Below are 24,906 nucleotides of genomic sequence, written 5' to 3'. Positions count from 1 at the left end.
GATGCAGTGGCTCGTGGACCTGTTCAACTGGTACATCCCCGTCGGCGGAGGCGGCCTGCTCGTCCGCGAGGTCGTCGGCAACGTCTTCGGGCTCGCCTCGGCCCTCGGCGGCATGCGTCGCAAGGTCTGGGCGTGGCCGGTGGGCATCATCGGCAACCTGATCCTGCTGACCGTGTTCCTGTCCTCCCTGTTCGGCGGCGCCGACCATGCCACGCTGCTCGGGCAGGCCGGCCGTCAGGTCATGTTCATTGCCGTCTCGGTCTACGGCTGGGTCCGCTGGCGCCGGTCCCAGGCGCACGGCGGCGGTCAGGACGGCGGCGCCATCACCCCGGAGTGGGCCGGCTGGGGCGGCCGCACCTTCCTGGCGCTCGGCATGGTCGTGGGCACGATCGCCCTGACCCCGGTGTTCCGGGCCCTCGGCTCCTGGGAGCCGGTGTGGGCGGACGCCTGGACCTTCGTCGGCTCGCTGCTGGCCACCTACGGCATGGCCAAGGGCTGGGTCGAGTTCTGGCTCATCTGGGTGGCCGTGGACGTCGTGGGTGTGCCGCTGCTGTGGTCCTCCGGCTACTACGCCTCCGCCTTCATGTACCTCTTCTACGGGGTGTTCACCCTCATCGGGTTCTTCGTCTGGGTGCGCGCCAAGGCCCACGAGAAGCCCCACGTGGAGACGCTCCTGCCGGACGGCCCGGAGGAGGAGCACGCCGCCCGCTGACCGGCGTTCTCGCTCCGCTGCGCGTCACATAGAGACCGGGCACCGCACCCGCGGTGCCCGGCCTCGCTACGCTGGCCCCCGTGAAGACCTTCGACACCCTCTTCGACGAACTGACCTGCAAGGCCCGGGAACGTCCCGCCGGCTCACAGACCGTGGCCGAGCTGGAAGCCGGCATCCATCAGATCGGCAAGAAGGTCGTGGAGGAGGCCGCCGAGGTCTGGATGGCCTGCGAACACGAGACCGACGAGGCCGCCGCCGAGGAGATCTCGCAGCTGCTCTACCACCTGCAGGTGATGATGATCGCCAAGGGCCTCACCCTCGAGGACGTCTACCGCCACCTCTGAGTCCAGGAAGGACACCCCCCATGCTCCGCATCGCCGTCCCCAACAAGGGCGCCCTGTCCGAACTGGCCATCGAGATCCTCACCGAGGCCGGCTACCACCAGCGCCGCTCGTCCCGCGAGCTCGTCCTCGTGGACCCGGAGAACCAGGTCGAGTTCTTCTACCTGCGTCCCCGCGACATCGCCGTGTACGTCGGCCAGGGGTCCCTCGACGTCGGCCTGACCGGCCGCGACCTGTTCGCCGACGCGCGTGTGAAGGACACGGCCGAGGAGATCATGGCCCTCGGCTTCGGCGCCTCCACCTTCCGTCTGGCCGCCCCGGCCGGCACCTTCACCGCCACCGCGGAGCTGGCCGGGAAACGGATCGCCACCAGCTACGACGGCCTGCTCGCCGCCTACCTGGAGAAGATCGGCCTCGACGCCGAGATCGTCCACCTGGACGGCGCCGTCGAATCAGCCGTCTCCCTCGGCGTCGCCGACGCGATCGCCGACGTGGTGGAGACCGGCAACACCCTGCGTGCCGCCGGCATGGAGGTCTTCGGCGAGCCGATCCTCGCCTCCGAGGCCATCATGATCGGCCAGAACGGCAAGCACCCCGAGGGCCTCGACGTCCTCCTGCGCCGCCTGCAGGGCGTCCTGGTCGCCCGTCGCTGGCTGATGATCGACTACGACGTGGACAAGTCCCTGCTCGAGCAGGCCACCGCCGTCACCCCCGGGCTGGAGTCCCCGACCATCTCGCCGCTGCAGGACGAGTCCATGGTCGCCGTCCGCTCCATGGTCCAGAAGGACGACGTCCACCGCGTCATGGACGAGCTGTACGTTCTCGGCGCCCGCGCCATCCTCGTGTCCGAGATCCACGCCATCCGTCTCTGAGCCGTCGACCCACAGGAGCCCCACCATGACCGTCGCCGTCCGAGTCATCCCCTGCCTGGACGTGGACGCCGGCCGCGTCGTCAAGGGCGTCAACTTCGAGAACCTGCGGGACGCCGGCGACCCGGTGGAGCTGGCCCGCCGCTACAACGCCGCCGGCGCAGACGAGCTGACCTTCCTGGACGTCACCGCCTCCACCGCGGACCGGCAGACCACCGCCGACGTGGTGACCCGCACCGCCGAGGAGGTCTTCATCCCGCTCACCGTCGGCGGCGGAGTGCGCACGGAGCAGGACGTGGCACGGCTGCTGCGCCTCGGCGCAGACAAGGCCTCCATCAACACCGCGGCCGTCGCCCGGCCGGAGGTCATCACGCAGATCACCCGCCGCTTCGGCGCCCAGGTGCTTGTCCTGTCCCTGGACGCCCGCCGCACCGCGGACCCGGGCTGCCCCTCCGGCTACGAGGTCACCACCCACGGCGGCCGCACCGGCACCGGCCTGGACGCCGTCGCCTGGTGCCGCGAGGCCGCCGAGCGTGGCGTGGGGGAGATCCTCCTGAACTCGATCGACGCCGACGGCACCCGGGACGGCTTCGACCTCGAGATGATCCGCGACGTGCGCGCGGTGACCCGGGTGCCGCTCATCGCCTCCGGCGGCGCCGGCCGTCCGGAGCACTTCCCGCCGGCCGTCGCCGCGGGCGCCGACGCGGTCCTGGCCGCCTCCATCTTCCACTTCGGCCCGGACCACATGATGGGCTCCGTCAAGGACGCCCTGCGCAAGGCCGGGCACGTGGTGCGCTGAGCGCGTCGCGGCCTGCGTGGACGGACCCCGGCGGTCGCCGCGTCCACGCCGAGTGCCCTCGGCTCAGGCGTCGACGACGTCCTCGAGGACCAGGGCGGCCGTGCGGCGGCCGAAGGCGTGCATGACGAGCTCGCCGGCGGGGCCGGCCACGTGCACGGACCGGCCGTCGTCGCCGGGGGCCTTCACTATGACGGGGGAGTTGTCCACGCGCGAGGCCGGACGCGCCCGACGCTCCAGCTCGATCCCGGTCTCCTCGGACCGGTAGAGCAGCTTCGCGCGGCGCTTCAGATGCGTGTAGAGCGTGTCCGCGTAGTCGTCGGCGAGGATGCGCGGGGCCCAGCGGTCCTTCGCACGGCGCACGTCCTCGGTGTGCACGAAGAACTCCAGCAGCTGCACCTCGTCGGCCACGGTCGTACCCATCGGGGTGCGGCGCAGCAGTGCCGCGGCACGGCTGACCAGGCCGGCGACGCGCCCTCGACTGCGACGACGGCCGCCCGCCTCCGGTGAGGCGTCGGCGGTGCCGTGGGCGCCGGAGTCGACGGGGCCGTCGTCCTGGGCCCGCTGCCCGAGGGAACCCTCCAGCGGACCGGCGGCCACACGCTCCACCAGCCGGGCATAGCCGGCCTCGTCCGCGTGGGCGTCGCCGAGGGCGATCGTCTTCTCCTGCAGTCGCTTCGCCGCCGGTGGGAGCAGCAGTCCGACGGCCAGCGGGGAGGTCTCGCGCAGCACGATGTGTGCGGCCAGGTGTTCGGTCCGCCAGCCCTCGCAGAGCGTCGGCTGCCCCGGTCCGGCATGCGTCAGCGCCTCGACCAGGGCGGCGCGCGAGGCGGCGGCGTAGTCGGTCTCGGTCACGGCGTCGCCGGGACCCTGCTGGGGGTGGTCGGAGGCAGTCACCGCCTCAACGTAGCACGGTGTCTCCGGGCCCCGGCAGGGCCCGTCGACGCCCGTAGAATGGCGGGATGACCACCGCCTCCACGTCGTCCACCGCCTCCACGCCCCCGTCCGGCGACGACGTCGCCGCCCTGGTCGAGAGCCTGTCCTTCACCGCCGACGGGCTGGTGCCGGCCATCGCGCAGCAGCATGACACCGGTGAGGTCCTCATGATGGCGTGGATGGACGCCGAGTCCCTGCGGCTCACCCTGGAGACCGGCTGGGCCACCTACTGGTCCCGCTCCCGCGCAGAGCTCTGGCGCAAGGGCGCGACCTCCGGACACCTGCAGCGCGTGCTCTCCGTGGCCGCCGACTGCGACCGGGACACCCTGCTGCTGCAGGTGGACCAGACCGGGCCCGCCTGCCACACGGGGACCGCGTCCTGCTTCACCGGCCGCGTCGTCGCCGAGCCGGCCGACCCGCGGTCCGACCGATCCGCCGCCGACGAGAACCGAGGAGAGACCGCGTGAGCCAGCACACCGACACCCGCACCGACGCGACCGTCTCACAGGAGGCCCTCGCCGCCGCCCGCGTGCCCACCGGGGCCGTGCACCCGTCCCGCGAACGGTTCCTCGCCCTCGCCGGTGAGGCCCGCGTCATCCCCGTGATCCGCACCGTCCTGGCCGACGGCCTCACCCCGTTGGCCCTGTACCGCCGCCTTGCGGACGACCGGCCCGGCACCTTCCTCATGGAGTCCGCCGCACCCGGCGGGGTCTGGTCGCGCTACAGCTTCATCGGCGCCGGCTCCGTCGCCACCCTCACCGCCGTCGGACAGCAGGCCCACTGGCAGGGCACCCCGCCGGCCGGCCTGCCCGCCGAGGGCGACGCCCTGGAGGTCCTCGAGCAGACCCTGGCCGCCCTGGGCACCGGGGTGCGCTCTCGTGTGGGCGACGGGCTGCCCCACTTCCTCTCCGGCCTCACCGGCTTCCTCGGCTGGGACGTCATCCGCCACCTCGAGCACCTGCCGGACGGCCCGGAGGACCACCTGGGCCTGCCCGAGCTGGCGATGAACCTCGTCACCGACCTCGCGGTCCACGACGCCGCCGAGGGCACCATCACGCTCGTGGCCAACGCGATCAACGTGAACGGCCTGGCCACCGGCGCGGACGCCGCCTACGACGACGCCGTCGCCCGCCTGGAGGCCATGTCCGCGAAGCTCTCCGCCGGCGTGGACGACCCGGTCACCGCCGTCCCGGGCCGCTGGCTGACGGCCACCGCCGAGCAGGTCGCGGCCGAGGCCGAGGACCGCTGGGGCGACGACGGCTTCACGGACGCCGTCGCGAAGGCCAAGGAGGCCATCGTGGACGGCGAGGTCTTCCAGGCCGTCGTCTCCCGCCGCTTCAGCGTGGACACGCAGGCCGACGGGCTGGCGGTCTACCGCGTGCTGCGCATGGTGAACCCGAGCCCCTACATGTACCTGTTCACCTTCGAGACCCCCGAGGGCGAGCCCTATCAGATCGTCGGATCCTCTCCGGAGGCCCTCGTGACCGTGCAGGACCGGCACGTGGTCACCCACCCGATCGCCGGCTCCCGGCGCCGCGGCCGCACCGCCGAGGACGATGCGCTGCTGTCCAAGGAGCTGGCCGAGGACGAGAAGGAGCGGGCCGAGCACGTCATGCTGGTGGACCTGTCCCGCAACGACCTCTCCCGGGTCTGCACGCCGGGCACGGTGAACGTCTCCCAGTTCATGCAGGTCGAGGCATTCAGCCACATCCTCCACCTCGTCTCCCACGTCGAGGGTGATGTGGCCGCCGGCCGCAGCTCCCTGGATGTGCTGAAGTCCGCCTTCCCGGCCGGGACCCTCTCCGGGGCGCCGAAGCCGCGTGCGCTGCGGCTGCTGGATCGGTGGGAGCCCACCCGGCGCGGCCCCTACGGCGGTGTGGTCGGATACTTCGACCTCGCCGGGAGCATGGACATGGCCATCAACATCCGTTCCGTGACCCTGCACCGCGGGCAGGCCCATGTGCAGGCCGGAGCCGGCATCGTGGCCGACTCCGTGCCCCAGTCCGAGGCCGACGAGACCGTCACCAAGGCCACGGCGCCGCTGCGTGCCGTGCTGACCGCGTCCGAGATGGAGGAGCTCGCATGAGCCTGGGCCGCCGCACCGTCGTCCTCGCCGCCCTGGCCGCCGGAGGACTCGTGTTGCTCGCCGCCGGGCAGACCTGGGTCCACGCCACGCGCCTGGGTTCCGGCGCCGTCGCCGAGGTCACCGCGGACGGATCCGACGCCTCGGGTGTCATCAGTGCCATGGCCTTCGTCGTCCTCGCCGCCGGACTCGCCCTGACCATCGCCCGCCGCATCGGCCGCTGGGTCGTGGGCATGCTGCTCGTCCTCGCCGGGGCCGCTCTCGCCGTCACGGCCGGGCAGGCGGTCCTCGACCCCGCCGCGGCCGCCGCGCCCGCCGTCTCCGCGGCCACCGGCACCACCGAGGCCGCCGCCGCCTACACCGTGACCTTCTGGCCGTGGATCGCCGTCGCCGGCGGCATCCTCGCCGTCCTCGCCGGCCTGGCCTCCCTGGTGGCCGGGGGCCGCTGGTCCCACAGCCGCCGCTTCGAGGCGCCCGCCGCGGAGGGCGGCGGTGCCCTGCCGACCGGCGACGGCGAGGCCCGGGCGGCGGGCGAGGGCCGGCGTCGGGGTGCCGGGGAAGGCAGCGGGGGAGCGGACGGCGACGAGGAGGAGCTCGATCCCATGGACGCCTGGGACGAGCTCTCGGCCGGCAACGACCCCACCGGCTGATCGCGTCCGCCTGCGCGGGAGGCCGTGCGCCCTGACACCGGCCGACGCGCATTCGCGCCCCGCCGTGCCCGGCGTGGCACAATGAGAGACAGTCATCCGTCGCCGACATCGATCCACAGGGAGAGTGCCCGATGAGCCACCCCGCCCAGTCCGCCCAGACCGCCACCACCCAGGTGACCGTCACCGAGGACGGCCGCGTGCTGAACGACCCGACCCACGCCGAGGTGCCGGGCCACGGCAACTCCCCGGGCGCCTGGGCCATGTGCGCCCTCGTGGTGGTCGGCTTCGCCGCCGGGGCCATCGGCCTGTTCATCGACCAGATGATGATCGTCTGGATCGGGATCGCCGTCGCCCTGGTCGGCGTCGTGGTGGGCGTGGTGTCCGGCAGCGCCGGCTCCGGCTCGCGCCACTGAGCTCGGCCGTCGTGACCGTACTCGACGACATCATCGCAGGAGTCCGCGAGGACCTCGCCGCGCGTGAAGCAGCCGTGCCGCTGCCGGAGATGATCCGCCGCGCGGCGCAGGTGGCCCCGGCGCGCGACGCCGTGGCCGCCCTCGTCGGCGGCCGCGCCGACCCGGAGGGCATCCGGGTCATCTCCGAGGTGAAGCGGTCCAGCCCCTCCAAGGGCGCGCTGGCCGACATCGCCGAGCCCGCCGAGCTGGGCCGCGCCTACGAGCGCGGCGGCGCGTCAGCGGTGTCCGTGCTCACCGAGCGGCGGCGCTTCAACGGCAGCCTCGCCGACTTCGACGCCGTTCGCGCCGCGATCGACCTGCCCATGCTCCGCAAGGACTTCACCGTCGCGGAGTACCAGATCCACGAGGCCCGCGCCCATGGCGCCGACCTCGTGCTGCTCATCGTGGCCGCCCTGGACGACGCACAGCTGCGCGACTTCCTCCAGCTCACCCACGAGCTCGGCATGAACGCCCTCGTCGAGGCCCACACCCACGAGGAGATCGCCCGTGCCGTGGACGTGGACGCCCGCATCCTCGGCGTCAACGTGCGCAACCTGAAGACCCTCGACGTCGACCCGGACCGCTATGCCCGACTCGCCGCAGACCTGCCCGAGCACGTCGTGCGCGTCGCCGAGTCCGGCGTCGAGTCCGCTGCCCAGGTGGAGCAGTACGCCGCCGCAGGCGCCGACGCGATCCTCGTCGGCGAGGCCCTCGTCAGGCACGGCGCCCCCGAGCAGGCCCTGCAGCAGTTCCGCGCCGCCTCGGTGCGCGCCCGCTGACCCAGACACCACCCACGCAGGAGGACCCGCCTTGTCCACCGACCCCGCCGGCACCCCCGAGCGCCCCGAGAGTCCCGAGCGCCCCGAGAGCCCCGAGAGCCTCGGCGACCAGCCGGGCCCCTACTTCGGCCGGTACGGCGGCACGTGGATGCCCGAGTCGCTCATGGCCGCCCTCGCCCAGGTCACCGAGACCTACGAGGCCGCCCGCAGGGACCCGGAGTTCCGGGCCGAGCTGAAGGACCTCTACCGGGACTACATCGGCCGCCCGTCCCTGCTCACCGAGGTGCCGCGCTTCGGCGCGGACCTGCCGGGCGTGCGGATCTTCCTCAAGCGCGAAGACCTCAACCACACCGGCTCGCACAAGATCAACAACGTCATCGGCCAGGCGCTGCTGGCCCGTCGCATGGGCAAGACCCGTCTCATCGCGGAGACCGGCGCCGGCCAGCACGGCGTGGCCACCGCCACCGCGGCGGCCCTGTTCGGCATGGAGTGCACCGTCTACATGGGCGAACAGGACACGCGTCGCCAGGCCCTCAACGTGGCCCGCATGCAGATGCTCGGCGCGGAGGTGGTCCCCGTGACCATCGGTGCCCGCACCCTCAAGGACGCCATCAACGAGGCGCTCCGAGACTGGGTGGCCTCGGTGGACACCACCCACTACCTTCTCGGCACCGTGACCGGCCCGCATCCGTTCCCCGCGATGGTCCGCTGGTTCCACTCGGTGATCGGCGAGGAGGCCCGCGCACAGGTGCTCGAGCAGACCGGCCGACTGCCGCACGCGGTGGCCGCCTGCGTCGGCGGCGGCTCCAACGCCATGGGCCTGTTCGCCGGCTTCCTGGACGACCCCGAGGTGGAGCTGTACGGCTTCGAGGCCGGCGGCGACGGCGTCGAGACCGGCCGCCACGCCGCCTCCATCACCCTGGGCCGCACCGGCGTCCTCCACGGCGCCCGCACCTACCTGATGCAGGACGAAGACGGCCAGACGATCGACTCGCACTCGATCTCGGCCGGCCTGGACTACCCGGCGGTCGGCCCCGAGCACGCCTGGCTCAACGACACCGGCCGGGCCTGCTACGAGCCCGTGACGGACACCGCCTGCATGGACGCCATGCTGCGCCTGACCCGCACCGAGGGCATCATGCCGGCGATCGAGTCCGCCCATGCGCTGGCCGGCGCCCTGTCCCTGGGCCAGCGCTGGATCGACGCCGGCGAGGTGGGAGAGCACACCCCGGCCGGCGAGGAGCGCATCATCGTCGTGAACCTCTCCGGCCGCGGCGACAAGGACGTCTCCACCGCCGCCGCCTGGTTCGGCCTCGGCACGGCCTCCGCTGCCCCGGCCTCCGACGGCGAGGACGACGGCGACGCGGATGAGACCATCCGCACCGAGGCCGGGCTCGCGCCGGGCGAGGATCCCGCCGGAGACCAGGACGACGCCCGCACCGACGCCGACGAGGAGGTCCAGCGATGAGCACCGAGACCATGTCCGGCACCGCGGCAGCCGGCGAATCCAAGACCGCGGCCGCGATCGAGCGGGCGCGCGCCGCCGGCCGCACCGCCTTCATCGGCTATCTTCCGGCCGGCTACCCGTCCGTGGACGAGTGCGTCGAGGCCGCCGTGGCCCTGGTCGAGAACGGCGCCGACGTCGTCGAGATCGGCCTGCCCTACACCGACCCGGTCATGGACGGCCCGGTCATCCAGGCCGCCACGCAGGCGTCCCTGGCTGCCGGCTTCCGGGTGTCCCAGGTGTTCGACATCGTCCGCCGGATCACCGAGCGCACCGACGCGGCCGTGCTGGTCATGACCTACTGGAACCTCGTGGACCGCATGGGCGCCGACGAGTTCGCCCGCCGCCTGGCCGCCGCCGGCGGCGCCGGGCTGATCACCCCGGACCTCGTGCCGGAGGAGGCCGCCGAGTGGCTGGCCGCCTCCGACCGCCACGGACTGGACCGCGTCTTCCTCACCGCCCCGTCCTCCCCGCAGTCCCGGGTGGAGCGCACGGTGGCCGACTCCCGCGGCTTCGTCTACGCCGTCTCCGTCATGGGCGTCACCGGCGCCCGCAAGGACATCTCGGACGCCGCCGCCGAGGTGGTCACGCACGCCAAGGCCGCCGGCGCGGAGAACGTCTGTGTGGGCCTGGGCATCTCCCGCCCGGAGCACATCGCCCAGATCGGCGAGTACGCCGACGGTGCGATCGTCGGCACCGCCCTGGTCAAGGCCCTCGGGGAGGGCGGCCCCGAGGCCGTGGGCCGTCTGGCCGCCGAGCTCGCCGCCGGCTGCGTCCGGGACGCCGCCGGCACCGCCGCCGATCCGAAGGCAGGAGAGTGACCTCCATGACCGGAGTCCCGACGACGGCCGCCTCCCGGGCCGACACCCTCGCCTCGCCGTTGCTCGCCATCCCGTCCCCCGGCTGGTCCGGCTTCGAGATCGGGCCGCTGACGATCCACGCCTACGCACTGTGCATCATCGCCGGCGTCATCGCCGCGCTCTGGCTGGGCTCGATCCGGTGGCGCCGCCGCGGCGGCCCGGCCGGCCGTGTGCTGGACGTCGCCATCTGGGCGATCCCGTTCGGCTTCGTGGGCGGACGCCTCTACCACGTGTTCTCCTCGCCGGACCGGTACTTCGGGCCGAACTATGACGGCACGGGCGACCCGATCCAGATCCTCTACGTCTGGAACGGCGGTCTCGGCATCTGGGGCGCGATCGCCCTCGGCGCGGTCGGCGCGTGGATCGGGACGCGCCGCTACGGGTATCGGCTCACGGCCTTCGGCGACGCCGTCGCCCCGGGCATCCTGCTCGCCCAGGCGATCGGCCGGTGGGGCAACTGGTTCAACCAGGAGCTCTTCGGCGGACCCACCGACCAGCCCTGGGGCCTGCAGGTCGATCCCGAGCACATCCCCTCCGGCTACGCCGAGGACACCCTGTTCCACCCGACCTTCCTGTACGAGAGCCTGTGGAACGTGATCGGCGTCGGGGTGTTGCTCCTGCTGGACCGCCGCCTGCGCCTGCGCCGTGGAGCGATGATCTGGGCCTACGTCGCCTGGTACACCCTGGGCCGCGTGTGGATCGAGATGATGCGCATCGACGACGCCCAGATGATCACCCTGTTCGGCACCACCCAGCGTCTCAACGTGTGGACGTCACTGCTGCTGCTCGCGATCGCCCTGGTCATGTTCGCCGTCTGCCGGGTCCGGGCCCGCCGTCTCACCCAGGCCGAGGCGGACGACGTGTGGCTGCCGGGCCGCCGCGCCGAGGCGGAGGCGGCAGACCAGGACGAGCCGCGTGCCGTCGTCGGGAAGAGCACCGACGAGCGGAACGACGGGGATGCGGACGACGGATCCGCGACGGGCGGCTCCCACGCGGCCGACCGCGGCTGAGGACCGGACGCCGCAGCAGCGCCGACGGCGACGCACACCTGGACCGGGTCGGTCCGTCCTCTGGCGGGGCGGGCCGACCCGGTCCACATTCTGGGACCGGTGCCGTCACCGCGCGGTCTCGCGGCCTGAGGGGAGTAACGTCACTCACATCGCGGACGGACTTCGCCGTCTGGACCACCACCGCCTCTGAGGGGCCAGCGTCGTCCCCTTCCACCGCCACGCACACCGTGGCCGTCAGGAAGGAAGCGTCATGCACGACGTGCTCGACCCGTTTCTCCGGTACTCGGCTCTGCCCCCGGCGCAGGGTCTGTACGACCCCGCGAACGAGAAGGACGCCTGCGGACTCGCCGTCGTGGCCACCCTGCGCTGCACCCCGGGCCACGACATCGTCGAGCACGCCCTCACCGCCCTGCGCGCCCTGGAGCACCGCGGCGCCGTCGGTGCCGACGAGGGCACCGGCGACGGCGCAGGCCTGATCACCCAGATCCCCGACGCCTTCTTCCGGGAGGTCTCCGGCATCGAGCTGCCGGCCGCGGGTGAGTACGCCGCCGGCACCGCCTTCCTGCCGACGGACGAGGAGCGCTGCGCGGCGGCGAAAGCGGAGATCGGCCTGCTCGCCGAACGCGAGGGCCTCCAGGTCCTGGGCTGGCGCACTGTCCCCACGGACGACTCTGTGATCGGTGACGGCGCCCGCAGCGTCATGCCCGCCTTCGAACAGCTCTTCGTCTGCCGCCTGGACGACGGCGAGCTCGACGAGTCGGGGCAGTCCCTCGACGCCCGCGCCTGGCGCCTGCGCCGTCGCGCGCAGACCGCCGGCGTGTACTTCCCCTCCCTGTCCTCGAAGACGATCGTCTACAAGGGCATGCTCTCCACCGCGCAGCTCGAGCCGTTCTACCCGGACCTGTCCGATGACCGGTACACCACCACGCTCGGCATCGTGCACTCGCGCTTCTCCACGAACACGTTCCCCTCCTGGCCGCTGGCCCAGCCGTTCCGCACGATCGCGCACAACGGCGAGATCAACACCGTGAAGGGCAACCGCAACTGGATGCGCGCCCGGCAGGGCGAGCTGCGCCACCCGCTGCTCGGGGAGGTGCCGGAGGAGATGTTCCCGCTGGTCACCGGACACGGCTCCGACTCCGCGTCCTTCGACGAGGTCGCCGAGCTGCTCATGCTCGCCGGGCGCCCCCTCTCCCACGCGATCATGATGATGGTGCCGGAGGCGTGGGAGAACCATCCCACCATGGACCCGGCCCGCAAGGCGTTCTACCAGTACCACTCGATGCTCATGGAGCCGTGGGACGGTCCGGCGGCCATCGCCTTCACCGACGGTGTCCAGGTCGGCTCCGTCCTGGACCGCAACGGCCTGCGACCCGCCCGCTACTGGCAGACCGAGGACGGCCTCGTGGTGCTCGCCTCCGAGGTCGGCGTGCTGCCGATCGACCCGGCCACCGTGGTCCGCAAGGGCCGCGTGAAGCCCGGCCGCATGTTCCTGCTGGACACCGCCCAGGGCCGCATCGTCCCGGACACCGAGCTCAAGGCCGAGATCGCCGCGTCACAGCCGTGGGCACAGTGGGTGCAGGAGTCGCTCCTGGACCTGGACTCCCTGCCGGCCCGCGAGCGCGTCAGCCACGGCGCCGACTCCGTCCGCCTGCGCCAGCGCATCTTCGGCTACACGCTCGAGGACCTGCGCCTGCTCATCAAGCCGATGGCCACCACCGGCGCCGAGCCGCTGGGCGCCATGGGCACCGACACCCCGATCGCCGCGATCGCCGAGCGCCCCCGCCTGCTCTTCGACTACTTCACGCAGTCCTTCGCGCAGGTGACCAACCCGCCGTTGGACGCGATCCGGGAGGAACAGGTCACCTCCATGCGCACCTGCATCGGCCCGCAGGCGAACCTGCTGGCGCAGGGCCAGTCCCGCACCACCGCGATCGACCTGCCGTTCCCCGTGATCGACAACGATCAGCTGGCCCGCATCGCCCATGTGCGCTCCTCCGACGGCACCCGCCGCGCCCTGAAGGTCAAGGGCCTGTACCGCGTGGCCGGCGGCGCCGAGGAGATGCGCACCCGCATCAAGCAGATCTGCGAGCAGGTCTCCGCAGCCGTCCAGCGCGGCATCGCGTACGTGATCCTCTCCGACCGGGACGCCAACGCACAGTGGGCGCCCATCCCGTCCCTGCTGCTGACCTCCGCCGTGCACCACCACCTGCTCGCCTCCGCCTCCCGCACCCGCACCTCGCTGCTGGTCGAGGCCGGCGACGTCCGCGAGGTCCACCACGTGGCCGTGCTCATCGGCTACGGCGCCTCCGCCGTCAACCCCTATCTGGCGATGGAGTCCGCCGAGGAGCTCGTGCGGGACGGGTCCCTGCCGGGCGTCACCGCTCAGCAGGCCGTGGCCAACCTCATCACGGGCCTCGGCAAGGGCGTGCAGAAGATCATGTCCAAGATGGGCATCTCCACCGTGGCCTCCTACTGCGGCGCCCAGACCTTCGAGGCCGTCGGCCTGTCCCGCCGCTTCGTGGACCGCTACTTCACCGGGACCAGCTCACCGATGGACGGCGTGGGCCTGGCGTACATCGCCTCGGAAGTCGAGGCCCGCCACGCGGACGCGTTCCCGGCCGACGGCAACGACCCGCGGCCGGACGCCCCGCTGGACGGCGGCGGCGAGTACCAGTGGCGCCGCGAGGGCCCGCCGCACCTGTTCGACCCGGAGACCGTCTTCCGGCTGCAGCACTCCACGCGCGAGCGCCGCTACGACGTGTTCAAGGACTACACCCGCCGGGTGGACGACCAATCCGCAGAGCTCATGACCCTGCGCGGCCTGATGCGGCTGAAGACCGGACAGCGCCCGCCCGTGCCGGTCGCCGAGGTCGAGCCGGTCGAGTCGATCGTCACGCGCTTCTCCACCGGCGCCATGTCCTACGGCTCCATCTCGAAGGAGGCCCACGAGACCCTGGCGATCGCCATGAACCGCCTCGGCGCCCGCTCCAACTCGGGCGAGGGCGGCGAGGACCCGGAGCGCCTGCTGGACCCCGAGCGCCGCTCGGCCATCAAGCAGATCGCCTCCGGCCGCTTCGGCGTCACCAGCCTCTACCTGGCCACCGCCTCGGACCTGCAGATCAAGATGGCCCAGGGCGCCAAGCCCGGCGAGGGCGGCCAGCTCATGGGCTCCAAGGTCTATCCGTGGGTGGCGACCACCCGTCACTCCACCCCGGGCGTCTCCCTGGTCTCCCCGCCGCCGCACCACGACATCTACTCCATCGAGGACCTGGCGCAGCTGATCCACGACCTGAAGCGCTCCAACCCGAAGGCGCGCGTCCACGTGAAGCTCGTCTCCGAGTCCGGCGTGGGCACCGTGGCCGCGGGCGTGACCAAGGCGAAGGCCGACGTCGTGCTCATCTCCGGCCACGACGGCGGCACCGGCGCCTCCCCGCTGAACTCCCTCAAGCACGCCGGCACCCCCTGGGAGCTCGGCCTGGCCGAGGCGCAGCAGACCCTCATGCTCAACGGGCTGCGCGACCGCGTCACCGTGCAGGTGGACGGCCAGCTCAAGACCGGCCGCGACGTGGTGGTGGCCGCCCTGCTCGGCGCCGAGGAGTTCGGCTTCGCCACCGCTCCGCTGGTGGTCTCCGGCTGCATCATGATGCGCGTCTGCCACCTGGACACCTGTCCGGTGGGCGTGGCCACCCAGAACCCGGAACTGCGCAGGCGCTTCACCGGCAGGCCCGAGTTCGTGGTCAACTTCTTCGAGTACATCGCCCAGGAGGTGCGCGAGCTGCTCGCCGAGCTGGGCTTCCGCACCCTGGACGAGGCCATCGGCCACCGCGAGCTGCTCGAGGTGGACGACGCACTGCGCCACTTCAAGAACCGCGGCCTCGACCTGTCCGGGGTGCTGGGCTCCGGCGCCGCCGACTCCTTCGACGAGTCCGTGGCCCACCGCCGCACCGGCGGCCAGGTCCACGGACTCGCCGAGCAGCTGGACAACCGCTGGCTGGAGGCCGTCGCCCCGGCGATCTCCTCCGGCGAGGCGGTGTCCGTGGAGGACACGGTGACGAACACGGACCGCTCCGTCGGCACCCTGCTCGGCTACCACGTGACGAGTGCCCGGCTGCAGGACGAGCTGGCCGAGGACACCATCACGGTGTCCCTGACCGGCGAGGCCGGCCAGTCCTTCGGCGCCTTCATCCCGTCCGGCGTCACCCTGTGCCTGGAGGGCGACGCCAATGACTACGTGGGCAAGGGCCTGTCCGGCGGGCGCATCGTGCTCCGCCCGGACCGCCGCGCCCCGCTGGTGGCGGAGGACAACATCATCGCCGGCAATGTGGTCGGCTACGGCGCCACCAGCGGCGAGATGTTCCTGCGCGGCCGCGTGGGCGAGCGCTTCCTGGTCCGCAACTCCGGCGCCACGGCGGTGGCCGAGGGCATCGGCGACCACGGGCTGGAGTACATGACCGGCGGCCGAGCCCTCGTGCTCGGCCCGACCGGCCGCAACGTGGCCGCGGGCATGTCCGGCGGCGTGGCCTGGATCCTGGACCTGGACGAGACGCGGATCAACCCGCTGGCCGTCAAGGAGTCCGCGCTACTGCTCGGCGTCCCCGAGGAGGCGGACCGGGAGCAGATCACGCAGCTGCTGCGCCGGCACCACGAGCTCACCGACTCCGCCGTGGCGGCCGGGATGCTCGAGACGATCGACGGCGGCGACGCCGACGCGGTCGAGGCGCTGTGGCAGCGCTTCACCACGGTGCTGCCCCGGCAGTACGCGGCCGTGCAGGCCCTGCGCGCCGAGTGCGAAGACAACGGCATGGACCCGGACGGCGACGCCGCCTGGGCTCGGATCCTGGAGGTGACCCGTGGCTGACCCGCGCGGATTCCTGAACCATCGCGAGCGCCAGGAGCGCCCGACCCGGCCGGTGCCGGTGCGCATCATGGACTACAAGGACGTCTACGTCCGCCAGGACGAGGCGATCGTGCGCACGCAGGCCACACGCTGCATGGACTGCGGCGTCCCGTTCTGCCACGCCGGCTGCCCCCTGGGCAACCTCATCCCGGACTGGAACGACCTGGTGCGCCGCGGCCGCTGGGAGGAGGCGGCCGCGCGCCTGCATGCGACGAACAACTTCCCGGAGATCACCGGGCGCATCTGCCCGGCGCCCTGCGAGTCCTCGTGCGTGCTCGGCATCAATCAGCCGGCCGTGACCATCAAGCAGGTCGAGCTCTCCATCGCCGAGCAGATCTTCGAGAACGACTGGCTGCCCCCGCACCGGCCGCACCGCCAGAACGGGCACACGGTGGCCGTCGTCGGCTCGGGCCCGGCCGGCCTGGCCGCCGCCCAGCAGCTCACCCGCGCCGGCTACACGGTCGCCGTGTACGAGCGCGACGACCGCCTCGGCGGCCTGCTGCGCTACGGCATCCCGGACTTCAAGCTGGAGAAGGACGTCATCGACCGCCGCATCGCCCAGATGGAGGCCGAGGGCACCCGCTTCCGCACCGGTGTGGAGATCGGCACGGACATCGCCTGGGACGAGCTGAAGGACTCCTTCGACGCCGTCGTGGTGGCCACCGGCGCCCCGGTCGGCCGCGACCTGCCCATCCCGGGCCGGGGCCTCGAGGGCATCCACCTGGCCATGGACTACCTGGTCCCCGTCAACCGGCGGGTGGCCGGCGGCGAGCAGGAGCAGATCAGCGCCGAGGGCCGGAACGTCGTCATCCTCGGCGGCGGCGACACCGGCGCCGACTGCATCGGCACCGCCCACCGCCAGGGCGCCGCCTCGGTCACCACCCTGGCGATCGGCAGGCAGCCGCCGTCGCAGCGCCCGTCCCACCAGCCGTGGCCGACCGTCCCGACCCTGTTCGAGGTCGCCTCGGCCCACGCCGAGGGCGGCGAGCGGACCTACCTGGCCAGCACCGTCGGGTTCCTCGGGGACGAGCGGGGCCGCGTGCGCGCACTGAAGGTCGCCGAGACCGAGTACCTGTCGGACGGCTCCCGCTCCCCGAAGGTCGGCACCGAGCACGAGATCCCGGCGGACCTGGTCCTGCTCGCCCTCGGCTTCACCGGCGTGGAGCAGGAGGCCATCACGGAGCAGACCGGGGTGCAGGTCATGCGCGGCGTGCTCGGCCGCGACGACGCCTTCCAGACCGCGGAGCCGGGCGTCTTCGTCTGCGGCGACGCCGGCCGCGGTGCCTCGCTGGTGGTCTGGGCCATCGCCGAGGGCCGTGCCACCGCCACAGCCGTGGACGAGTTCCTCACCGGCGAGCCCTCGGACCTGCCGGCCCCCGTGAAGCCGCGCGACCGCGGCCTCGTCCTCGGCTGAGCCGAGCCCGGCCGTCGGGCTGACCTGGGCCCTTCCGTCCCGGTCCGCCCGCAGGCCGGCCCCGTCCCGACGACGGCCGCGCACCCCCGGCGCGGGGCCGTCGTCGCCGTCTTCGCCCGCGGCGGAAATCGCCCGCGCGCGGACGGTGTCCCCTGCGTCCCTCGACTCATAGGCTGGTGCCCATGCGACACGCGAAGATCATCGCCACCTTCGGCCCCGCGACCGACTCCGACGACGTGACCCGACGACTCATCGAGTCCGGCATCGACGTCGCCCGACTGAACATGAGCCACGGCGACCATGCCATGCACGAGACGACCTACGAGCGGGTCCGCCGCCTCTCCGTCGAGGTGAAGCACCCGGTGGCGATCTTCGCGGACCTCCAGGGGCCGAAGATCCGCCTCGGCCGCTTCGCCGACGGGCCGCACCAGCTCGAGCAGGGGGACCGCTTCACCATCACCACCCGGGACGTGGAGGGCACCGCCGAGATCTGCGGCACCACCCACAAGGGCCTGCCCGGCGATGTGGACCCGGGGGACGTGCTGCTCGTGGACGACGGCAGGGTGCGCCTGCGCGCCGTCGAGGTCACCGACACCGACGTGGTCACCGAGGTGGAGGTGGCCGGCCCCGTCAGCAACAACAAGGGCATCAATCTGCCGGGGGTGGCCGTCAACGTGCCGGCCCTCTCCGAGAAGGACGAGACCGACCTGCGTTGGGCGCTGCGCACGGGGGTGGACATGATCGCCCTGTCCTTCGTGCGCGACGCCGCAGACATCGAGCGCGTGCACGAGATCATGGACGAGGAGAACCGCCGCATCCCGGTGATCGCGAAGATCGAGAAGCCGCAGGCGGTGGAGAACCTGGAATCGATCGTGGACGCCTTCGATGCCGTCATGATCGCCCGCGGAGACCTCGGTGTGGAGCTTCCGCTCGAGGACGTGCCCGTGGTGCAGAAGCGGGCCATCGAGCTGGCCCGCCGCTGGGCCAAGCCGACCATCGTGGCCACCCAGGTCCTCGAGTCCATGATCGAGAATCCGCGCCCGACCCGCGCCGAGGCCTCCGACTGCGCCAACGCGGTCCTGGACGGGGCGGACGCCGTCATGCTCTCCGGCGAGACCTCCGTGGGCGCCTACCCGGTGGAGACGGTCCAGACCATGGCCCGCATCATCGAGTCGACCGAGACGAACGGCCTGGACCGCATCGACCCGCTGACCGCCCAGCCGCGCACCCGCGGCGGTGCCATCACCCGCGCCGCGGTGGACATCGCCCACCAGCTGGACATCCCGTTCCTGGCGACCTTCACCCGCACCGGTGACTCGGCCCGCCGCATCTCCCGCCTGCGTCCGAAGCAGCCGGTGTACGCGTACACGCACGTGGAGCACACCCACAACATCCTCTGCCTCGCCTGGGGCGTGTTCCCCAAGATGGTGCCGTTCGCGGAGACGACGGACGAGATGACGGGCCAGGTGGACCGCTCCCTGCTCTCCGAGGGCATCGCGAAGGAGGGGCAGTTCGTCATCATCGCGGCCGGCTCGCCCCCGGGCCAGGCCGGCACCACCAACACCCTCAAGGTGCACAAGGTGGGCGACCCGCACGACGCCGGCGGCACCCTCGACGACTCGGACCGCGAACCCGTGGGCAAGTGGGAGCTGGACCCTCAGGGCTGACCGGCTGACAGCACCGGGCCCCGACCGGATCGATCCGGTCGGGGCCCTGGCGTGCAGGCGACGGCGTTCCTCGCGCGTAGGCGCGGAGGTCTCAGCCCAGCTGGTCCACCACGGTCTGGGCGACCTCACGCATGGTCAGCCGGCGGTCCATGGAGGTCTTCTGGATCCACCGGAAGGCCTCGGGCTCGCTGAGGTCCATGTGCGACTGCAGCAGGGCCTTGGCGCGCTCGACGAGCTTGCGGGTCTCGAACCGCTCGGTCAGGTCCTTGACCTCCTCCTCGAGGCTGCGCAGCTCGTCGAAGCGGGCGACGGCCAGCTCGATGGCAGGCACCAGGTCCGCCTCGGTGAACGGCTTGACCACGTAGGCCATGGCGCCGGCGGTGCGGGCGCGCTCCACGAGCTCGCGCTGGGAGAACGCGGTCAGCATCACCACGGGGGCCAGGCGCTCGGAGGCGATCTCCTCGGCGGCGGACAGGCCGTCCATGACGGGCATCTTCACGTCCATGACCACCACGTCCGGACGGTGCTCGCGGACGGCGTCGACGGCGGCGCGGCCGTCCCCGGCCTCGGCGACGACCTCGTAGCCGGCGGCGGTGAGCGACTCGACGATGTCCAAGCGGATGAGGGCCTCGTCCTCGGCGACGACGGCGCGGACCCCGGGCCGGCCGGCGTCACCCGGCGCGGCGGAGGCCTCGGCGGCGGGGGAGTCCTGGGGGCGGTCTGCGGATTCCGGGGTGTTCGCGGTGTTCGCGGCGGTCATCGGGTGACGGCTCCTTCTCGGCGCACGGTCCTGGTGCGCCCTACGGCGTCGGCGCACACGGGCGGCGGGCACGCCGACGCGTGACGGTGCGCTGGGGTCTTTCGTCCCACTCTAGTCGCGCTGCCACCGCGCCTGTTCGCGACGGTCCGGCGGCCGCGCACGCGCTGGTACTGTGGAGTCCTCCACGCCGCCGCGTGGCCGCGCCCGAATGGTGGAATCGGTAGACACGCCGCACTCAAAATGCGGTATCGAGAGATGTGTGGGTTCGAGTCCCACTTCGGGCACGGACCGTCCCCGTCCTCAAGGGGAGCCATGGCCGCGGCCGCCCATCCGGCAGGGTGGGCGGCCGTCGTCGTGAGACCGGCGGGCGCAGCCCGGCGTCAGCGCGGCTGCAGGACCATGTTGGTCATGCGGACGGTGGACAGGCGCCGCCCCTGCTCGTCCGAGACCACGATCTCGTGGCTGGTCAGCGTGCGGCCCAGGGAGATCGCGGTGCAGACGGCGCGGACGGTGCCGGAGGTCACGGCACGGTGGTGCGTGGCACCGATCTCGATGCCGACCACGTTCAGGTCCGGGCCGGCGTGGACCTTCGCGGCCACGGACCCGAGGGTCTCGCCGAGGACCAGGTGGGCGCCGCCGTGCAGCAGGCCGACCGGCTGCTCGTTGCCGGCCACGGGCATGGTGGCGACGATCCGCTCGGCCGAGACCTCATCGAACACGATGCCCATCTTCACGGCCAGCGGGCTGATGCCCGCACTGCCGAGGGCCTTCCTCATGCCTTCGGGGATGCCGGCGGCCTCGGCGAGGCGCTCGACCTGCTCGGGGGAGAACTCGGGGGTGACGCCGGGGTGGAAGCAGAAGCCGGACAGCGGATGGGCGGCGTCGGCCGTGGCGCGCGTGTTGTCGGTCATGGCCACTAGGCTTGCACAGTCAGCCCTCGAGAGGAGCATCATGCCCAGCGACGAGACCGCCGCGCCCGCCGCAGGACCGCACCGCCTGCTGGTGCTGGACGGCCACTCCATGGCCTTCCGTGCCTTCTACGCCCTGCCCGCCGAGAACTTCGCCACGGACACCGGCCAGCACACCAATGCGGTCTACGGCTTCACCTCGATGCTGCTGACCATGATCCGCCAGCAGCGGCCCACCCACGTGGCGGTCGCCTTCGACCTGTCCGGCCCGACGTTCCGCTCCGAGGAGTACACGGAGTACAAGGCCGGCCGCTCGGAGACTCCGGAGGAGTTCCACGGCCAGATCGACCTGATCGGCAAGGTCATGGAGGCCCTCGGCATCCCCACCGTCACCATGGAGGGCTACGAGGCCGACGACATCGTGGCGACCCTGGCCGCCCGCGCCGACGCCGCCGGCTGGCAGACCTGCGTGGTCTCCGGCGACCGGGACGCGTTCCAGCTCATCTCCGACACCACCACCGTGCTCTACCCGAAGAAGGGCGTCTCCGACATCCCTCCGATGAAGGCCGCGGACGTGGAGGCCAAGTACGGCGTGCGGCCGGAGCTCTACCCGGACCTCGCGGCGCTGGTGGGCGAGAAGGCGGACAACCTGCCCGGCGTCCCCGGCGTGGGTGCCGGCTTCGCCGCCAAGTGGCTCGAGAAGTACGGGGACCTGGACGGCGTGATCGCCCACGCGGACGAGATCACCGGCAAGAAGGGCCAGGCCCTGCGGGAGCACCTGGACGACGTGCGCCGCAACCGCCGCCTCAACGCGCTCGTGCGGGACCTGGACCTGCCGGTGACCGACGAGGCCATGCAGCTGTCCATGCCGGACCGCGCATCGGTGGCCGAGCTCTTCGACGCCCTGCAGTTCAACCGCATCCGCGAGCGCGTCTTCGAGGTGTTCTCCGAGCGCCTCGGGGCTGACGCACCCGCCGATCACGTCGAGGAGGCCCCCGCGGCCGTGGTGGTCACGGACCGGGCCGGGCTCGAGGAGTTCGTCTCCCGCCACGCCGGCTCCCTGCTCGGCGTCCACGTTCAGGTGGACGGTCCCGCGTTGCTGCCCAGGCGCAAGGTCCCGGAGCCGGGGGAGTACGGCGTGCCCGTGACCCTCGGCCTGGCCGTCGACGACGACGCCGTCGCGGTGGACCTCACGGCCGTCGGCGAGGATCTCGCCGCCGCCGTCCGCGAGCTGCTCGAAGACGCCGCCGTCACCAAGGCCGTCCACGACCTCAAGCGCGCCCTCAAGGCCCTGCGCACCGCCGGCGTGGGCGGGCAGCCCTGCGACGTGCTCGGCGTGGAGGACGACGTCTTCCTCGGCGCCTACCTGATCCAGCCGGACCGCCGGGACATCGGCCTGGACTCCCTGGCAGGCGAGGACCTGCACACCCCGCTCGAGGCGCCGGCCGACGACGACGAGGGCCCGGCCCAGGGCGAGCTCGACCTGGACGGCGCCGCCGGCGCCGCCGAGGCCGCGGCCCGCGCCCGCAACGCCGTGCGCGCCGCCTGGATCGTCCGCCGCCTGTCCGAGGACTACACCCCGCGCCTGGTGGACCGCGGCGCCCAGGCGCTGCTGCGCGAGATCGAGATCCCGCTGTCCCGACTGCTGGCGGACATGGAGCTCGAGGGCATCGCCGTGGACCGCGAGCACCTCGAGGCGCTGCGCGCCGACTTCACCGCGGCCGCCGACGCCGCCAAGGAGTCCGCCTGGGCGTCCGTGGCGGAGGAGACCGGCGGAATGCAGGTCAACCTCGGCTCGCCCAAGCAGCTCCAGACCGTGCTGTTCGAGCACCTGGACATGCCGAAGACCCGCAAGACGAAGACGGGCTACTCCACGGACGTGGACTCCCTGAACTCGCTGCTGGAGCAGACCGGCCACCCGTTCCTGGAGAACCTCATGGCCCACCGCGACGCCACCAAGCTGCGCCAGACCGTGGACGGCCTGCTGGAGACCGTGGCGGAGGACGGCCGCATCCACACCACCTACTCGCAGACCGTGGCCACCACCGGCCGGCTGTCCTCTCTGCACCCGAACCTGCAGAACATCCCGGTCCGCACCACGGAGGGCCGCCGCATCCGCGAGACCTTCGTGGCCGGCGAGGGCAACGTGCTGCTCTCGGCGGACTACTCGCAGATCGAGATGCGGATCATGGCGCACCTGTCCGAGGACGCCGGCCTGATCGAGGCGTTCCGCACCGGCGAGGACCTCCACGACTTCGTGGGCGCCCAGGTGTTCGGCTGCGAGCCGTCCGAGGTGACCGCCGAGCAGCGCTCCAAGGTCAAGGCCATGAGCTACGGCCTGGCCTACGGCCTGTCCTCGTTCGGCCTGTCCAAGCAGCTGAACATCGGCGTGGACGAGGCCCGCACGCTGATGAAGGGCTACTTCGACCGCTTCGGCGGCGTCCGCGACTACCTCCGCCACGTCGTGGCACAGGCCCGCCGGGACGGCTTCACCGCCACCATCGAGGGCCGCCGGCGCTACCTGCCGGACCTGAACTCGGACAACCGCCAGCTGCGGGACATGGCCGAGCGCGCAGCCCTCAACGCTCCCATCCAGGGCTCGGCGGCCGACATCATCAAGCGCGCCATGCTGGACGTCGCCGCCGGCCTGGCCGAGGAGCGGCTGCGATCCCGCCTGCTGCTGCAGGTGCACGACGAGCTCATCCTGGAGGTCCCCGCCGACGAGCTGGAGGCCGCCACCGCACTGCTGAAGGAGCGCATGGGCCGGGCCGCCGAGCTGTCCGTGCCGCTGGACGTCCACGTCGGACAGGGGGAGAGCTGGCATGCCGCAGCACACTGACACGGTCGGCGGCGCCACCGCGGACACCACGACGACGGCCGCGCGCCCGGGTGCGTCCGGAGCCTCGGCCGCGGGCTCGCCCCAGGCGGCCCTCGCCGCCCACGGGCTGCGGCTGGAGGTCCTGCCCAGCCCCGTGCGTCCGGCCGACGGGTCCGACCCGAAGGCCGCCGACGTCCCGGCCCAGGCCCTGTTCACCCGCGCCGTGGAGAAGGGCTTCTACGAGAAGGTCCCGGACGGCAGGGCCATGGACCAGTCGCTGGGCATGGACGCGGACGACGCCAAGCGCAGCCTCGGCGTCTACGCGGACGGAGACGACCCGGCCGCCCGCGAGCCGGTCGGCACCTTCGTGGACTGGGCCTCGACGCTCACCGTCTCCCCGGGCATCGAGCTGCCGGCGTGGCTGATCAGCAACGTCACCGTGTCGCCAGGACACCGCCGCCGCGGGATCCTCAGGGCGATGATGGGGCGCTCCCTGACCGACGCCGTCGCGGCCGGCATGCCCGTGGCCGCGCTGACGGTCTCCGAGTCCGCCATCTACGGCCGCTTCGGCTTCGGCGTCTGCTGCCACGCCCGCCGGGCGCAGGTCCGCACCACCGGGCAGGTGCAGATGCGCGGCCCGGCCGCGACCGGCACCGTCACCCGTGAGGACCCGCGCGAGGTGATCGATCAGGTCGACGCGCTGCAGCGCGAGCTGCAGCTGCTCACGCCCGGCAGCCCGCGCCGGCCCCAGACGCATCGCGTGATGTGGAAGGACGCGCTGGCCTCGGAGAACGACGGCAAGGGCGAGGGCTCCTTCGTCGGCCTGTACCGGGACGCCGAGGGCCGGGCGCGCGGAGCCGTGGTCTACCGGTTCAAGGGCTGGGAGACTGAGCCCGCCACCGTCCGGGTGCAGGCGTTCATGGCCGCCGACCCGGAGGCCTGGCGCGGCCTTGTCCGCTACCTGCTGGACCTCGACCTGATCGAACGCGTCGAGTTCGCCCGCCTTCCGGACGACGGGGCCCTGGAGGCCGTGCTGGAGAACGCGCGCCTGGTGACGGTCACCGAGCACTGGGACGACCTCTACCTGCGCATCCTCGACGTGCCGGCCTGCCTCGAGGGGCGGGCCTACGTCTCCGGTGTCGCCGGCGGTCTCACCCTGGCCGTGTCCGACCGGCACGGGTTCGCCGACGGCACGTGGCGGCTCACGGTGGCGGAGGGCCGCGGCCGGGTGGAGCGCCTGGCCGACGGTGCGCAGGAACAGGCCGATCTCGCCCTCGACGTCGCGGAGCTGTCCGGCCTGTGGCTGGGCGGGGTCAGTGCCGTCACCGGCGTCCGCGCCGGCACGGTCCGGGAACGGACCCCCGGCGCGGCGGTCCTGCTGGACACGCTGCTGTCGTCCGCGGCACCCGTTCACCTGCTCACGGGATTCTGATAAGCTGGACGAGCA

The 24,906-nt window shown here is 72.6% G+C and carries 20 protein-coding genes and 1 tRNA gene; 18 read left to right on the top strand and 3 right to left on the bottom strand.

Going from position 1 to position 24,906, the window contains the following annotated elements:
• Window position 1 precedes the first annotated feature (1 nt).
• From pnuC to hisF, 4 genes are all read left to right on the top strand, one after another.
• Window positions 2-712: a nicotinamide riboside transporter PnuC gene (gene pnuC / locus FM125_RS01730; RefSeq protein WP_087133449.1), complete on the top strand. Its 711-nt coding sequence runs from the start codon at window positions 2-4 to the stop codon at window positions 710-712.
• An 80-nt stretch (window positions 713-792) separates the two neighbouring features.
• Window positions 793-1,056 carry a phosphoribosyl-ATP diphosphatase gene (locus FM125_RS01725; protein WP_087133477.1) on the top strand — a complete coding sequence of 88 codons (264 nt, stop codon included), beginning with the start codon at window positions 793-795 and terminating at the stop codon, window positions 1,054-1,056.
• Window positions 1,057-1,076: 20 nt separating this feature from the next.
• Window positions 1,077-1,925 carry an ATP phosphoribosyltransferase gene (gene hisG, locus FM125_RS01720; protein WP_087133448.1) on the top strand — a complete coding sequence of 283 codons (849 nt, stop codon included), beginning with the start codon at window positions 1,077-1,079 and terminating at the stop codon, window positions 1,923-1,925.
• Window positions 1,926-1,950: 25 nt separating this feature from the next.
• Window positions 1,951-2,721, top strand: coding sequence for an imidazole glycerol phosphate synthase subunit HisF (gene hisF / locus FM125_RS01715; protein WP_087133447.1), 771 nt, complete (start codon window positions 1,951-1,953; stop codon window positions 2,719-2,721).
• Between the two features lie 63 nt (window positions 2,722-2,784).
• Here the strand turns inward: hisF and FM125_RS01710 are convergent, their stop codons facing one another.
• Complete coding sequence (locus FM125_RS01710) at window positions 2,785-3,615, bottom strand: maleylpyruvate isomerase family mycothiol-dependent enzyme (protein ID WP_143745180.1); 831 nt, start codon at window positions 3,613-3,615, stop codon at window positions 2,785-2,787.
• Between the two features lie 65 nt (window positions 3,616-3,680).
• On the opposite strand from FM125_RS01710, the gene hisI reads away from it, so the two are divergent.
• From hisI to pyk, 11 genes are all read left to right on the top strand, one after another.
• Window positions 3,681-4,121 (top strand): phosphoribosyl-AMP cyclohydrolase, encoded by a 441-nt coding sequence (hisI, locus tag FM125_RS01705; protein WP_087133446.1) that lies wholly within the window; start codon window positions 3,681-3,683, stop codon window positions 4,119-4,121.
• Window positions 4,122-4,183: 62 nt separating this feature from the next.
• Window positions 4,184-5,740 (top strand): chorismate-binding protein, encoded by a 1,557-nt coding sequence (locus FM125_RS01700; RefSeq protein WP_180525293.1) that lies wholly within the window; start codon window positions 4,184-4,186, stop codon window positions 5,738-5,740.
• A complete protein-coding gene (locus FM125_RS01695; protein WP_227718795.1) occupies window positions 5,737-6,387 on the top strand; it encodes a Trp biosynthesis-associated membrane protein in 651 nt (216 codons plus the stop codon). Before FM125_RS01700 ends, FM125_RS01695 begins: the two co-directional genes overlap by 4 nt.
• 131 nt (window positions 6,388-6,518) lie before the next feature.
• The gene (locus FM125_RS01690; protein WP_070638231.1) at window positions 6,519-6,800 is read left to right on the top strand and encodes an HGxxPAAW family protein; all 282 of its coding nucleotides are present in this window, start codon (window positions 6,519-6,521) and stop codon (window positions 6,798-6,800) included.
• Window positions 6,801-6,811: 11 nt separating this feature from the next.
• On the top strand, window positions 6,812-7,618 hold the full coding sequence (trpC, locus tag FM125_RS01685) for an indole-3-glycerol phosphate synthase TrpC (protein WP_070638233.1): 807 nt from the start codon (window positions 6,812-6,814) through the stop codon (window positions 7,616-7,618).
• 148 nt (window positions 7,619-7,766) lie between these two features.
• A complete protein-coding gene (trpB, locus tag FM125_RS01680; RefSeq protein ID WP_087133473.1) occupies window positions 7,767-9,086 on the top strand; it encodes a tryptophan synthase subunit beta in 1,320 nt (439 codons plus the stop codon).
• Window positions 9,083-9,943 (top strand): tryptophan synthase subunit alpha, encoded by an 861-nt coding sequence (gene trpA / locus FM125_RS01675; RefSeq protein WP_227718797.1) that lies wholly within the window; start codon window positions 9,083-9,085, stop codon window positions 9,941-9,943. The genes trpB and trpA overlap by 4 nt, the downstream gene beginning before the upstream one ends.
• 5 nt (window positions 9,944-9,948) lie before the next feature.
• Window positions 9,949-10,992 (top strand): prolipoprotein diacylglyceryl transferase, encoded by a 1,044-nt coding sequence (gene lgt, locus FM125_RS01670; protein WP_087133471.1) that lies wholly within the window; start codon window positions 9,949-9,951, stop codon window positions 10,990-10,992.
• Window positions 10,993-11,242: 250 nt separating this feature from the next.
• Window positions 11,243-15,853, top strand: coding sequence for a glutamate synthase large subunit (gene gltB, locus FM125_RS01665; RefSeq protein ID WP_087133445.1), 4,611 nt, complete (start codon window positions 11,243-11,245; stop codon window positions 15,851-15,853).
• Window positions 15,846-17,306, top strand: a complete 1,461-nt coding sequence (locus FM125_RS01660; RefSeq protein ID WP_087133444.1) for a glutamate synthase subunit beta — start codon at window positions 15,846-15,848, stop codon at window positions 17,304-17,306. Before gltB ends, FM125_RS01660 begins: the two co-directional genes overlap by 8 nt.
• 182 nt (window positions 17,307-17,488) lie before the next feature.
• Window positions 17,489-18,973, top strand: a complete 1,485-nt coding sequence (pyk, locus tag FM125_RS01655; protein WP_067188911.1) for a pyruvate kinase — start codon at window positions 17,489-17,491, stop codon at window positions 18,971-18,973.
• Window positions 18,974-19,064: 91 nt separating this feature from the next.
• On the opposite strand, the gene FM125_RS01650 is transcribed toward pyk, so the two are convergent.
• Window positions 19,065-19,733: an ANTAR domain-containing response regulator gene (locus tag FM125_RS01650; protein ID WP_087133443.1), complete on the bottom strand. Its 669-nt coding sequence runs from the start codon at window positions 19,731-19,733 to the stop codon at window positions 19,065-19,067.
• Window positions 19,734-19,935: 202 nt separating this feature from the next.
• On the opposite strand from FM125_RS01650, the gene FM125_RS01645 reads away from it, so the two are divergent.
• Window positions 19,936-20,017 (top strand) — tRNA-Leu (locus FM125_RS01645).
• A gap of 96 nt (window positions 20,018-20,113) precedes the next feature.
• Here FM125_RS01645 and FM125_RS01640 read toward each other — a convergent pair.
• Window positions 20,114-20,644, bottom strand: a complete 531-nt coding sequence (locus FM125_RS01640; protein ID WP_087133470.1) for a hotdog fold thioesterase — start codon at window positions 20,642-20,644, stop codon at window positions 20,114-20,116.
• A gap of 40 nt (window positions 20,645-20,684) precedes the next feature.
• On the opposite strand from FM125_RS01640, the gene polA reads away from it, so the two are divergent.
• Together polA and FM125_RS01630 are read left to right on the top strand one after the other, a co-directional pair.
• A complete protein-coding gene (gene polA, locus FM125_RS01635) occupies window positions 20,685-23,480 on the top strand; it encodes a DNA polymerase I (protein ID WP_087133442.1) in 2,796 nt (931 codons plus the stop codon).
• Window positions 23,464-24,891: a GNAT family N-acetyltransferase gene (locus FM125_RS01630; RefSeq protein ID WP_087133441.1), complete on the top strand. Its 1,428-nt coding sequence runs from the start codon at window positions 23,464-23,466 to the stop codon at window positions 24,889-24,891. The genes polA and FM125_RS01630 overlap by 17 nt, the downstream gene beginning before the upstream one ends.
• Window positions 24,892-24,906: the final 15 nt, after the last annotated feature.

This window comes from Micrococcus lylae, assembly GCF_900163825.1.
Classification (GTDB): domain Bacteria; phylum Actinomycetota; class Actinomycetes; order Actinomycetales; family Micrococcaceae; genus Micrococcus; species Micrococcus lylae.
The sequence above is the reverse complement of the archived record's forward strand: the minus strand, read 5'-3'. Positions and strand labels throughout refer to the sequence as shown.